Annotated in this window: 10 protein-coding genes; 8 read left to right on the forward strand and 2 right to left on the reverse strand. The window is 60.3% G+C overall.

From position 1 onward, the window contains the following. Positions 1-12 precede the first annotated feature (12 nt). The gene (locus J5276_RS22870) at positions 13-2,538 is read right to left on the reverse strand and encodes a hypothetical protein (RefSeq protein ID WP_111795308.1); all 2,526 of its coding nucleotides are present in this window, start codon (positions 2,536-2,538) and stop codon (positions 13-15) included. Between the two features lie 194 nt (positions 2,539-2,732). Here J5276_RS22870 and J5276_RS22875 point away from each other — a divergent pair, with 194 nt between their 5' ends. Both J5276_RS22875 and J5276_RS22880 read left to right on the forward strand, forming a co-directional pair. Beyond that, positions 2,733-4,013, forward strand: coding sequence for an ABC transporter substrate-binding protein (locus J5276_RS22875; RefSeq protein WP_004431072.1), 1,281 nt, complete (start codon positions 2,733-2,735; stop codon positions 4,011-4,013). A gap of 231 nt (positions 4,014-4,244) precedes the next feature. After that, entirely contained in the window at positions 4,245-6,227 is a 1,983-nt protein-coding gene (locus J5276_RS22880; RefSeq protein ID WP_111795309.1) for a phosphatase PAP2 family protein, read from the forward strand. Between the two features lie 56 nt (positions 6,228-6,283). Here J5276_RS22880 and J5276_RS22885 read toward each other — a convergent pair whose 3' ends face one another. Further along, a complete protein-coding gene (locus tag J5276_RS22885) occupies positions 6,284-7,432 on the reverse strand; it encodes an ROK family transcriptional regulator (RefSeq protein ID WP_174012364.1) in 1,149 nt (382 codons plus the stop codon). Positions 7,433-7,577: 145 nt separating this feature from the next. On the opposite strand from J5276_RS22885, the gene J5276_RS22890 reads away from it, so the two are divergent. The 6 genes from J5276_RS22890 to J5276_RS22915 all read left to right on the forward strand — a co-directional run bounded on the left by J5276_RS22890 (position 7,578) and on the right by J5276_RS22915 (position 13,376). Continuing rightward, on the forward strand, positions 7,578-8,807 hold the full coding sequence (locus tag J5276_RS22890) for an extracellular solute-binding protein (RefSeq protein WP_111795310.1): 1,230 nt from the start codon (positions 7,578-7,580) through the stop codon (positions 8,805-8,807). 85 nt (positions 8,808-8,892) lie between these two features. Next, entirely contained in the window at positions 8,893-9,933 is a 1,041-nt protein-coding gene (locus J5276_RS22895) for an ABC transporter ATP-binding protein (RefSeq protein WP_111795311.1), read from the forward strand. Next, positions 9,933-10,787: an ABC transporter permease gene (locus J5276_RS22900; protein ID WP_060642645.1), complete on the forward strand. Its 855-nt coding sequence runs from the start codon at positions 9,933-9,935 to the stop codon at positions 10,785-10,787. The genes J5276_RS22895 and J5276_RS22900 overlap by 1 nt, the downstream gene beginning before the upstream one ends. Then, positions 10,787-11,650 (forward strand): ABC transporter permease, encoded by an 864-nt coding sequence (locus J5276_RS22905; protein WP_013762394.1) that lies wholly within the window; start codon positions 10,787-10,789, stop codon positions 11,648-11,650. The genes J5276_RS22900 and J5276_RS22905 overlap by 1 nt, the downstream gene beginning before the upstream one ends. Positions 11,651-11,697: 47 nt before the next feature. Then, positions 11,698-12,594, forward strand: a complete 897-nt coding sequence (locus tag J5276_RS22910; protein WP_111795312.1) for a glycerophosphodiester phosphodiesterase family protein — start codon at positions 11,698-11,700, stop codon at positions 12,592-12,594. Further along, positions 12,582-13,376, forward strand: coding sequence for an inositol monophosphatase family protein (locus J5276_RS22915; RefSeq protein ID WP_162694884.1), 795 nt, complete (start codon positions 12,582-12,584; stop codon positions 13,374-13,376). The genes J5276_RS22910 and J5276_RS22915 overlap by 13 nt, the downstream gene beginning before the upstream one ends. Positions 13,377-13,453: the final 77 nt, after the last annotated feature.

The following is a 13,453-nucleotide window of genomic DNA, read 5'->3' on the forward strand; positions in this document are numbered from 1 at the left end:
TGGTCATTCCGCTTAGGAGTAAAATGGCTGTGCCACGCCGTTGCCTGCGGCGGTTTTGGCACTGTCGAAGGTGATCTGTGGCTGTGGCTGCTCGTGGTCGAAGGCCATGGCTTGCCCGCCGATGGTGAAGTTGCCCTCCCAGTTGAGGGAGAGTTCGGGGCCACCGGGTGGCGTGACAGACAGCAGGCGCCTGTCGGCGTCGAACATGACCTGCGTGGCGAGAATTCTTTCGCGGAAGTGCGCGAATGCGTTCGTATCTCCGCAGCCGATAATGCCGATCCAGCCAGCGCGGCGGCCAGGTGATCTGATCTCGCGGTCGGCGGTGGCGCCTGCTGTTACAGGTTCAAGCCCATTGGTCGCATAAAGTGCTGCAAAGCCGCGGCCCGCGCGGGTGATGAGCCAGTTACCCTTCGTCTCCACCTCGTCCAGCCCGTCGCGACCGAGATAGGCATGGGTCCAATCATTGCGGTGATCATCCGTATCGAAGATCATCATGGCGATATCCCGGTGCTGCGCCACGCGCGGCAGGATGCCGCTGCCGGCCCAATAAGAGGGGCGCTGTGTGCCCCACGGATCATCTTCGCCGGGATGGTTGACCCACAGCCGCGCCATCGGATGGCCGGCAAGCTTGATGTCCATGACGTGCTGCTGGTGGCCCTTGCGACCTGTCTTGTGGTCCACCACAGTGGAAAGCTGGGCTGCTTCGTTCTTGAAGAGCACGAGTTTGCCCGGCTCCAGTCCCTGCGCATAACGCGCCTCGACCATGCGGCCGCCTGTCAGTTGCGACAGGGCGGCAAGATGCGGTGGCGGCAGGTAATCTCCACAGCAGAACATCGGCAGCGAGGCGACGCCATTGTTGAGCCAGCCCTGACCGAAGGCGACTTGCGCAAAAGGTGCAAGTTCGGTCAGCGGCCCGGCGCGCAGCTCCTTGTCATAGGCTCTGCCCTGGGAACCGGAGGGAACGCCACCAAGCGTGTGCAGAGCGATCATTTCGAAAATGAGATCGAGCTGGTGGCGGGCGCGGGCGGCAAGTTCCGGTTCGGCCCAATGTTCGATGGCGAGAAGGCCGATGAAATCCACCGGGTAATAGGCGGCCGAATTCCATTCGGCGAGACCATGCGCCTCGACGCTGTCGAACCAGCGCTGCAGCCGCTCAGTGGCGAGTGCCGTCTGTTCTCTGCCCGTGCGCCCGGAGGCGCTGAAGATGGCGTCCGGCAGATAGTCTCCCGCGAGCAGCTGGCTGGTATGGAAGCACAGAACGTGGTTTTCGCTCCAGAACCACATGACGTCGTTGCCGGGTTCGTCCACCCAGTAGCGATAGGAGAGAATAGAAGAGTTGATCCGCTCAAGGATCTGAGGGGGAAGCCGGTCACCATAGGCGCGCACCAGCCAGAGAAGCGGCACCAGCACGAAATCTGAACAATCCTCACGCCGGTCGATGGACCGCAGCGTTGCATCGACGATGCCGGAAATCGTCTTCATGTCACCGCTGCCGGTAGCGACCATTGCCAGCGCGCGGCCGATGCGCCATGCACCAAAGCGGGCGCTGAAGGACAATGCCGCTTTCTTTCGCTCGGCAATATCGGTGGCGGCCGGTTGTGGCGCCATATCGCCCATGAAGGCTGCGTCGATGACGCGCGTTACCGTTCCGGCACCTGAACCGATGGTGATCCTGACGCCATGATATCCGTCCGAAATGCCTACCGTCTCGGGGATCGTCAGGGTCGATTGCCCGGCTTTCAGCACGGTATCGACCTCGGCAAGGGCGGCGCGCTCGTGGCCGTGGCTTTTCACCGCGATGTGGACGGGAAGGTCGCTGGCAGGTGCTGCCCCGAAAACCAGCTCGAGGGCCGCGCCGGAAAAAACGTCGCGTGCGGGGCGAACATCGCGCACCAGTGCGGCAAGACGTTTCGTTTCTTCCCGGTCGAGCGGCACCGGCAGCACGACGGTGAGCGGCGTGGCGTCCGTAACCTCAAGCTCGAAGAACCAGATGATGTCACGTTCCGCCAGATCTTCGCAAAGCAGCAGCACTTCGTTATCGCCGGCCGCAAGTTCGAGCGTGATATCGCGGCTGCTTTCGACATTGCGGATAAAGGGCTCAAAGCGGACCTGCTCCACGCCGCCCACCCAGATGCGCACGCCGCCGCAGGTGCGCAGCCGGAAATGCGCCTGTCTTGTGGTGTCGCTGCGGAACGTGCCCTTCAGCCAGCGCTGCACATGGGTCGGAACATGCCAGAAACCGGTGAATTCAACTCGTCGATTGGAACCCGGCAGGTTGAGGTGCGAAACCGTAAAGCTGGAGTCGGGCGCGATGTCGCGGCCGATCATCTTCTGTTGAAAGGCCTTGCGGCAGGGCAGGTCGCCAACATCCACAAAGCCGTTGATGAAGCGATAATCGACCCGGTCTTCCGCCGGTGCCGCAATTCCCGGAAATGAGGTTTCCACCAGATCCGAGACGATCCAGGCGGTAACCGTTTCGCCTGGCGGCACGATATATGTGGGCTGCGACGTGCCCGTCGCCAATGGTCCATCCGTCATAATGGATCGCCTCCCGTCGACCTTTATGAAATTATTTTCACAAATCTATTTTCGCTTTGTTGCGTCGATTTGTGCGATTTAGCCGAAACAAACAGCTTGACGTTTATTCTGTCAAGTCGCAAAACAAGCGAAATCGAATTAAGACGAGGAGCTTCAATTCGATTTGTGAAAAGTTTTTCATTGGGAGGATGAGCATGCTGAAACTGTTTTCGGGCGTTAGCGCCCTCGTATTGGCCTCTATCGCCGGCCTTTCGGTCGCAGAGGCCGAGACAAGAACGATCACGTTCCTTTTTACGGATGACGACCAGGGTTATGTGCAGCGCATGTCTGAACTCAGCAAGGAGTTCGAGGCGGCCAATCCGGGCGTGAAGATCAACTTCGTGTCTTCCGGTTATGATGCCGTTTCCAAGCAGCTGCCGGTACAGCTAGCGGTGGGCGAGGGGCCGGATGTTGCCAAGATCACCGACTGGCAGCTCGCTTCCTACTATCTCGACATGCGCCCCTACATGAAGGATGCGGATGGCTTTGCCAAACTGCACGGTTCGAGCCTTGCCCAGCTTCGTCTGCCTGGTGTCAACGATCCGCAGTCGATCAACGGTTACATGGCCTCGCAGACGCTGAACCTGCCCTTCGTCAACAAGACGCTGTTCGAGCAGGCGGGTGAACCCTTGCCCGGCCCGACCGCGAAATTGAGCGAGATTGTCGAGGCGTCCGCCCGTGTTGCCAAGTCGACCGGCGTGCAGATTCCCTTCACCATGGACCGCTCCGGCCACCGCTTCTCCGGCGGCGCCTTCGCTTATGGTGCGACCTATGTGAAGGACGGCAAGTTCAGCTTCCCCGACGACGCGGCGAAAAAATACATCTCTGACATCTATTCATGGACGCAGAACGGCAGCTTCCCGAAGGAAATGTGGGGTGCTGCGGGTGGCTCGCAATACAAGAACATGGGTGATGAATTCGTCAACGGCAATGTCGTGACCTATCTGGCCGGCAACTGGATGGTCAATCCATTCCAGAACAAGATCGGTGACAGCTTCGAATGGACCGCGATCAACGCCCCCTGCGGCGATGCCGGTTGCTATGCCATGCCCGGCGGCACGGCGATTGTCGGCTTCAAGCGCACCAAATATCCCGAAGATGTCGCCCATTTCGTCGAATTTCTCGGCTCTGAAAAGGTGCAGCGGGAAATCGCCGAAAATTACGTGATCCTGACGGGTGCCGAAATCGTCGATCCGCAATACAAGCTGAAGAGCGAAAACGCCAAGGCGGCGATGAAGGTCTTCCTGGACAACAAGAAGAATGTGCCGCAGGCCGCCCGCGAATTCGAGCATGCCAAGGGTGGCACTGCCATGTATCAGCAGATCGTCCAGCGCATGAGCCAGCTCATCGTTGGCGAACTGACGCTCGACCAGACCTACAAGGTTCTGGAAGACGATGTCGCCAAGATCAATGAGGCCGTTGCGGTCAAGAAATGATGAGCGCCCGTTCTTTCATCACGAAATAACGATGCTCTCGATCTGCCCGGAGTTATGCTCCGGGCATACGTCGCCGCTTGTTCGCCGGCTGTTGTGGCATATGCGATCTGACTTAATCAGCAAGTCGAAAAAAAACTGCAATACGCCCGGCATAAAAGCTGACGGCGAGGCGCGCCGGAAGCTGCGTGCGCGCTTCGTCACGCGTCATCCGCTGAAATCATAGGATTCGTCATGGCTAAACTGAAGATGTCGTCTTTTCCGTTCGTGCGGTCGGCCTTGCTTGCCTCCGTCGCATTGCTGGTTCTTGTCCCGAACGCACAGGCATTCGAGCGCACTCAACCCGCAGGTCAGGGTTATGCCATTACGGTACCCGAACCCGCAGCAAGATATCCGCTGCCGCTTTCCGACACCTATCGCAACCAGACTGGCAAGAATGCCAAGGGCGAAGACGTCCGTGCCTATGACGACCGCGACAATCCCGTCATCGAAATCCTCTCGGGTTTTAATCGCATCTGGACGCTGGGCGATGAAAAATGGGCGGATGGCGGCGCCAATGGCGACGGTCCTGCCGATTTCAGCCATGTGAAGGCCGTCAATCCCGCTGTGTGGCAGGAAAACATGCGTTACGTGCTTTCCGTAACCGGTGAGAACCGCACCCCCGCCGCGGCCTTGAACGCCTATGTGAAAGACCGCCGCTCGCAGGGTTACAGCATGATCGACGGCATGGGGCCGCTTGCTCCGTGGTATCGCGAAGGCGCGGGCGCGACGACGACCATCAACCACACCCTGGCGGATTTCGATCCGAACGAGGTCATCACGCGCAAGGAAGAGGACAAGGGCACCGAGGCTGGAGCGGCCGATTCCGAGCTGAAGGATGTCGTGGCCCTCATGAAGGTAATGCGTGGCCCGGAAGGCACGACGTCGCCAGCGAAATATTTCTATTCCACGCCGCGCCCGTGGCGCATGAACGCCAAGGGCGAGGTGATAGAGACAGGCACCGAGACCATAGGCGACCGCAAGTTTGAAACTTACGAAACCGATCCCGGCGTCATTGTGCCCGCGCTCAAATATGCGCGCGAGAACCGTGGACGCGGCAAGGATGGCGGCTTTCCGAGCGGTCACACCAATGCCGCCTATCTCGCCGCCATCACTTATGCTTACGTTGTGCCGGAGCGGTTTTCCGAATTGCTGACGGCCGCTTCCGAGCTCGGCGAAAGCCGTATCGTTGCGGGGATGCATTCGCCAGTCGACGTGATCGGCGGCCGCATTACGGCCACCGCGATAGCCGCGGCTATTCTGCAGGATCCGAAAAACGCCGATCTCAAGAAGGTCGCGCATGATGAATTGCAGGCCTATTTTGCCAAACGCTTACCAGCGGGACAGTCCCTGATCGACTTTGCCCATAGCGCGAAACCGGATGTAGACCCTTTTGCGGATGCCGCGACCAACGAGGCTGATTATCGCCGGCGTATGACCATGTCCTTCAGCCGCGACAAAACCGTTGGCGATGCGCCCATGGTGGTGCCGAAGGGTGCCGAGGTTCTGCTGGAGACACGCCTGCCTTATCTCGATGCCGCGCAACGCCGCGCCGTCTTGTTCTCCACTGGTATCGAGGCCGGTTATCCGCTGCTTGACGACAGCAATGGCTGGGGCCGGATCAATCTGGTGGCCGCCGCTGCCGGTTATGGTGCCTTTAACGGCGATGTCGACGTGACGATGGATGCTGCAGCCGGCGGGTTCAATGCGGCTGACCGCTGGACGAACGATATTGTCGGGGCAGGGCGTCTCGTCAAATCCGGCAGTGGCGCGCTCACGCTCACCGGCGCCAACAGCTATAGCGGCGGCACCGTCTTGCAGGACGGAACGCTTGTGGCATCCTCCGCCAATGCGCTTGGTACAGGCGGCGTGCTTGTCTCCGGCGGAACGCTTTTGCTGAACGGCGACAGTGACATCGTCATTGGCGGCGATTATGCCCAGACGGGCGGCACGCTGGCGCTTGATCCGCAAAAGGCTCCGCTGCTGGTCAAGGGCAACGCGACGCTTGATGGCGCAACCCTGCGGCTCGCCTTCGATGGCGCCGCACCCGCTGCCGGCACGCGCTTCAACGTCATCGCCGCAGACGGCCTGACTGGCACCTTCGCTGCGATCGACGCGGGCAATGTGAAGGTGCGGCCGGTTTATACCGGCTCGTCGCTGTCCGTGGTGGTCGAATAGGCTGCGAGGCCAAGGTTTCGCGGGCGCGGTCTAATCGCCGCGCCCGGCCGGCCCGGTTACAGGAAATAACGGACCCTGAGCGGCAGCAGGGTGGCGCCGAGTGCCGAGGAATCGCCTTCTGTCTCGCTGAGCACCAGTTTTGCTTCCTGCGGGCCGATGCCGTAACGGTGTTCGCGTTGCGAGGGCATGTGTACACGTTCGATCATCATCCGGCCGAGTGCGCGCGGCAATTGTCCACCAAAGACGATCGCCTGTGGATCGAGAACCGCAATCAGGCTCGCCACCAGCCGGTCCACCTGCGGCATGGTCCGCTCAAGCCATTCCTCGACGCCCGGCCAGGCAGGGTCAAAATGCTGATAGAGCGCTTCGATCGAATCTATCTCGCTCCGGTGTTTCTGCAGCGTCGCGATCAGATATTGCAGCGCCGGCCGCCTGTCGGCTTCATCCGGGTTGAAGATGCCGCTGAATTCACCGGCATTGCCGTGAAAACCGTAGAAAGGCTGACCTCCCAGAATGAGGCCGCCGCCGAAGCCATAGTTGAAGGATAGATAGGCGAAGGTCTGGCACCACAGTCCCACGCCGCGAAGGCTTTCGCCGATCGCGCCGGTGGTTGCGTTGTTTTCCAGCCAGACTGGCAGACGGAATTTCTCTTCAAGGATCGGTTTCAGGTCCATCAGCGACCAGTCGCGCAATGGTTCCGGCGCGTTGAACGCCCGATCTTCCGACACGAAAAATCCCGACATGGAAAAGCCGAGGCCGAGCAGGCGGTCGCGCGGGATGCCGTGGTCCGCCAGCAACCGTTCCAGAGCGCGCGATAATGCGGCAAGCGTCATTTCGCGATCGCTGGGAAGCATCCGCAATTTTTCTTCGACAACCACCATGCAGCGGAAATCGGCAATGCAGATCACCACGGAGTCAGTGTTGATGGAAATTCCGAGCGAATAGGCCGCCTCAGGCACCAGTTCAATGGTCGGGCTCGGCTGGCCACGCGTTCCTTTAAGCGGTGCGCCGGTACGCAAAAGGCCGCGTTCCAGCAGGCCTTCGATCAACCGATGCACGGATTGCTGCGTCAGGTTCGTGTGACCGGTGATTGTTGCACGGGCAATGGGGCCGTGGCGGCGCACTATATCGAGAATGAGGCGCTCATTCTCGCTGGCAAGCGGCTGGCGGTCGAAGGTCTGGCGCGGTGTCTTATCTGTTGTCATGGCCTTGGATAGCGGCTGCACAAGGCCTTCGCAACTCGGGCCGCGCACCGGGGACGGCATTTTTCACTGGACTGTCACAAATAATACACTTAGAGTGTAGTAATAAGAGGCCGGTTAATAACGGATCCCCAGGAGGAACCATTCAATGAGCATGAAATTTATTGCGATCGCCGCGCTTGCGCTGGCGACGACGGTAGCGCCTTGCTTTGCGGCGGACACCAACATGAAGAACCTCGACTTCGATCTGTCGAAGGTCACGCGCGAAAATTTCTATGACATCGTCGTTCCCGCTGCCAAAGCGGAAGGCACGGTGACGATGTACAATTTCGCCGGCAGTTTCGCGGATACGTGGAAAGAACTGATCACCCGGTTCGAGGCCAAATATGGCATCAAGGTTACCTATAGCGACGTGAAGGGTGATCAGGCGAACCAGCAGCTCATCGCCGTGCAGGCGGCTGCGCAAGATTCGCCTGTCGACGCCTATTTCGCTGGCGGCGGCGGCTATCCGCTTTTGTCTTCCAAGGGCGTCGTCGGCAATATTCCGCTGACGAAGATCTTGCCCAACATGGCCAATTACAATCCGGAACTGGCCGAGACCGTTTTCGGCAAAGCGCATGGCGGCAGCTTCCCTCTTGTGCATCTCAACCAGACCGCACTCGGCTACGATTCCGCCTTCGTGAAAGCCGAAGACGTGCCGAAGAGCTTTGACGATCTTCTCGTCTGGGCTGAAAAGAACCCGAAGCGCCTTGGCGTCACCCTGCCAGCCAAGGGCGGCTCCGGCGGCGGCTTCATCTATTCGGTGGCGCTCAATTATCTCACCGGCGACTGCCGCAAGCAGCTTACCGACTATAATCAGACGCTGCAGCAGGCCGAAGACTGGGCAATGACGTCCGAGTGCCTTACGCCGGTCTGGGATTATTACCGCCGTCTTCTTGCCGTGGCTGAACTGACCAACGGCAACGCCGACACGCTCAACCTGATCAACAACCAGCAGCTCTACATGGGCACCGTCTGGGAAGACCAGGTCATGAGCTTCCTCGGGACCAAGCAGTTGCCGGAGAGCTTCCGCGTCACGCTGCTGGAAAAAGGCCAGGTCGGCTCGGGCGATGCCATTTTCGTGCCGGCAAATGCCAAGAACGTCGCGTCCGCCCTGCTTCTGATCGATATGGCGATGAGCAAGGAGTTCCAGCTCTGGAAGCTGGAGAACAAGGCTTCGCGGTCTCCACGGGCGGATGTCACCAACGACCTGATGCCCAAAGCCGTACAGGAGCATGTTCTGCCGCAAAGCGTTTATCCGCGCCTGTCGGTTCCGGCGTTCTGGGACATGTCGACGGCCCTTGCCGAAGCGCTCGATGAAAAAGTGCTCAACCAGTAACACCTGCCCGGATCGACCGGACCGTGGGGCTGGAAACCGCCAAACGGTCCGGGAGCCTTGGTCGAAACCATGAGGGAGCCTCGCCATGAGTGAACTCGAGATCAGCAATATCAGCAAGGATTACGGTTTGAGCCGGGCGCTTCATCCCGTGTCGATCACTGTCGAGCGGGGCGAATTCGTCACCATTCTCGGCCCCTCGGGCTGCGGCAAGTCCACGCTTTTGCGCATCCTCACCGGCATCAGCCAGCCTTCGGGAGGCGAAATCCGGCTGGGCGGCAAGCGTATCGATCAGGCGCCGCCGGAAGCGCGCGACATCGCCTTGGTTTTTCAGTCCTATGCGCTTTTCCCGCATATGTCGGTAGCCAAAAACCTTGGCTTCGGCCTGAAGATGAAGAAGGTCCCGAAGGACGAGCGCGCGCGCCGCATCGCCCATGCGCTTGAAATCTGTAATCTTGCCGGTCTGGTGGATCGCATGCCGCGGCAACTGTCCGGCGGGCAGCAGCAGCGCGTGGCGCTGGCGCGCGCCATTGTCATGCAGCCAAGCCTCTTGCTGTTCGACGAGCCGCTCTCGAACCTCGACGCCAAGCTCCGCGACACGCTGCGCCATGAACTGACTGAACTTCACCGCCGGATCGGCGCGACCAGCCTTTATGTGACGCATGATCAGGCCGAGGCCATGGCGATGTCGGACCGGATCGTGGTGATGAATGCCGGCCGCGTCGTTGAAGTGGGAACACCGCTCGAACTTTACCGTGCGCCCAAACACGCCTTTACCGCCGGTTTTCTGGGGCAGACCAACCTTTTGCCGGTTTTGGCTGAGGGTAGGCAGGCGCAATTGCCCTGGGAGCAGTCCGTAACGCTGGATGCGACTGCTGCCGGCTCCGCACAGATTTCGGTTCGTCCGGAAAACATCCACATCAGCGCCGACGAGGCGGGTGCCGGCACGGTCTCTGCCGTTTCCTTCATGGGCGCCAATGCGCTCTATACGGTCGAAATCGGCGGCCACCAGATCAAGATCAGCCAGTCCGGTGCGGAAAATCTTATCGATGCGGGACGCAGGGTCGCCTTGCGTTTTCCCGGATCGGTGCATTTGCTCGATGACGGGCAGGCAGGGGAGGCGGCGTGATGCGCGGGGTGCTTCGCGACAGGCGCGCCCAGCTGCTGGTCCTGCTTGCGCCGGGAGTGGGGTATTTGCTGATCTTCTTCGGCGGTCCGCTGCTTTCGGCACTGATCGGCAGCTTCAGGCAGGACGATGGCAGCTTCACGCTGATGTTCTACGAGCGGATCTTCACACGTCCGTCGATGATCCGCGGCCTGACGACTTCCATCTATTACGGTGTCATGCCGGTGATGGTGTCGCTTGCGGCTTCGGTGCCGCTGGCGCTTCTGATCCGCAAGAGCTTTCTCGGCCGCAAGCTGTTCAGCGGCCTTTACAAGCTGCCGATGGCGGTGCCCGGCATTATCGTTGGCCTGATGGTGATCGTCGTTTTCGAAAGGGGCGGTTTTCTCGACCGGCTGGTCGCGCCGCTCGGGCTTGAGTTGCCCAAACTCGTGCGTGACGACTGGGGCATTGGCGTCATTCTCGCCAGTGTCTGGAAGCAGATACCCTTCATGACGCTGATCATCACCAGTGCCTTTGCCGCCATTCCGGAGGACATCCGTTACGCGTCGCGCACGCTTGGGGCTTCGCGGCTGAAGACCTTTCTGTTCGTCGAAGTTCCGCTCGCGATGCCAGGCATCACCGCCGCCATCCTTCTTACCTTCATCGGCTCCATGGGTTCCTACGCCATTCCCGATATTGTCGGTCCGCCCACTGCCCGGCCGCTTTCGGTTCTCATGGTCACGGAGTTCAATCAGGGGCGGTTCAATCAGGTCTATGCCATGGGCATGGTGCTGAGCCTCTTCGCGGTCTCCGTCCTGCTTCTGTATTACTCCCTGACATCCCGCATCGGCCCCGGCCAAACCCGAGGAGACGCATAATGAGCGCCATTGCCCTCGAACCTGTCACCATGACCCGCCGCCGCACCTTCACGCCGGACGACCGGATTTTTGTCTCCATCGGGCTCTTTACCGCGCTGGCGCTCGCTATCGCCGTGCCTCTGGTGCTGATGTTCCTGTGGAGCATTGCCGATGGATGGACGCCGCCTCTGGTGGTGCCGAAGGATTACACCACCACGCGCTGGGCGAGCATTCTTGGCGATGCAAGCCTCATCCAGGCCGCCGTCAACAGCATCCTCATCGCCATCGTCGTGACTTTCTCGACGGCCGCGATCGCACTGCCGACCGCGTGGGCCATGGCCCGTTTTCCCTTCCGGCTGAAACGGCTGGTGGAGATCTTCATTCTGGCCCCCATCATCATTCCGGGGCTGGTCGTCGCTGTCGGCATCGGCCAGGTGTTTCTTCTTTTCGGTCTCGCTTATTCGGTGACCGGGGTCATCCTTGTGCAGATCGTCGGCACGCTGCCGCTGATGATACGGCTGATGACGGCGACGCTCGAAACCATTCCCGACGACCTGATCCATGCCGCCCGTTCGCTCGGCGCGGGAACGGTCGGCATCGTCATCCACATCATCCTGCCGCTTGCGGTGCCCGGCCTTCTGGCCGGTGGCCTGATGTCTTTCATCGGCAGCTTCGAGGAATTCGACAAGTCCTTCATCGTCGGTGCGCCTGTCGTGCAGACGCTGCCGATCAAGCTCTACATGTATCTCGACCCCTATTCGATGCAGATCCCGCTCGCCTCCATCGTCTCCTTCATCCTGCTTCTTCCCGCACTCGTCGTTTTCATCATCGCCGGCCGCATTCTGCGTGACGACCTGATGGCGGCGGGCATGGGGAAAATCTGATCCGGGCAACCCAACTCCGGTAAACGCAACATCCGAAAGTGAAAAAGATGCCTCAAGCCCTTGCAGCCCAACGAAAAGTCTCCAATCCGTGCAACGTTCTCGCCCTCTGCTCGCGCGACAATCCCGCGATCCTCACCATCGCCCATCGTGGGTTCTGGACCGCGACCGCTGAAAATTCGCTGGCTTCGGTTCGCGCAGCGGTCGCTGCCGGTGTGGAGATGATCGAGATCGACACGCAGGCGACGGCCGATGGTCGGCTGGTCGTCATTCACGACGAGACGCTCGACCGCACGACGACGGCGCGGGGGACAGTGAGCGAACTGGCCTTTGATGTCGTCCGTTCCGCTCGGCTCAAGGCAGGTGCTGGCGGCGATGCAGCCGATGTGACGGAGGAATGCGTACCGACGCTGGAAGAATTGCTGGAAGAGGCGCGTGGCAAAATCACCGTCAATATCGATACCAAGTTCACCCGTGACCTGCCGCAGGTCATGGAAACCGTACTGCGCCTCGGCGTCGCAGATCAGGTTCTGGTGAAAACCGATATCGATCCTGAAGCCGCGCATTTTGATGTGCTGGATACCGACTGGTTCGGCAAAATCCCGCATATGCCGATGTTTCCGGTGAGAAAGGGCAAGTTTGCCGAGGATCTGCGCCGCATCGAAGCGTTGCGCGCGCCGATGATAGAGGTAAAATTTACCGATATCGCTGATCTGGTCGAAGGCCGCGCCGAAATGGAGCGTCAGAATATCCGCCTCTGGATCAACACGCTCGACGTTTCCCATTGCCTTGATCTCAACGACACGCGCGCACTTTCCGATGCAGAAGGTGTGTGGGGCGCACTGGCGCAGGTCGGCGTCGGTGCAATCCAGACGGATGAAGTCGAGGCCTTCACGGGCTGGCTGAAGGCTGATGCAGGCGAGACGGGCAGGTCATGGACACGATGAACCAGCGCCTCGAGCGTGCAGCCGGCATCATAGAGGAGGCGATGGGTCTTGCCCTTCGCTTTTTCGAAGCGCGCGGCAGCATCGCCACCCGCACCAAGGGTTTTCAGGACTTCGTCTCGGAAGCGGATACCGCGGTTGAAAGGCTGGTGCGCGACCGGCTGGCGGCGGCATTTCCGGGTGAAACCGTTCTCGGCGAGGAGATGGGCGGGATCGCAGATGACGCCTATTGGATCATCGATCCCATCGACGGCACCGCAAACTTCCTGCGCGGCTCACCACTCTGGGGCATCTCGCTGGGCTTCGTGCGCAACGGCGTCCCGGAAATCGGGGTCGTCGCCATGCCAGTCTTCCAGGAGATCTATTCGGCTGCCGAAGGAACAGGGTTGCTGCTGAACGGCAAGCCGCTTGCGCGCGATGTTCCATTTAAGGAAGTGCAGGTGATGTCGCTCGGTGACAGCGCGTCTGCCGATGCCGCGGAGGTGGCGGCGCTCAATGTCGGTTTGAGGCATGCCGGCTGGGTGGTGGAATCCATCCGTGCGACCTCGATTTCACTGGTTTTTGCAGCGCGCGGCATCTTCGATGGCCATCTGCAAAAACTGACGACCATGTGGGACATCGCCGGTGGCGTTGTTCTGGCAAGGGAGGCGGGTCTTGACGTGCGGATTGGAACGCGCGGCGAAACCGGCATTCCCTGGGTTGCCGCCGCAACGCCTGAATTGATGGCCGCGACGGAGACGCTCTGGCCGGAGATCGCGGAATTGGTCCCGGCCGAACTTGCCTGAAATTCCCATAAAAACCGGTGCCGGGTGAGAGATCCAGACACCCGGCGCCTTCCACCGGCACTGGACCGAAAAGCCTC

Origin of the sequence: Agrobacterium sp. S7/73 (assembly GCF_019355535.1) — a bacterium.
In the GTDB taxonomy this organism is placed as follows: Bacteria; Pseudomonadota; Alphaproteobacteria; order Rhizobiales; family Rhizobiaceae; genus Agrobacterium; species Agrobacterium tumefaciens.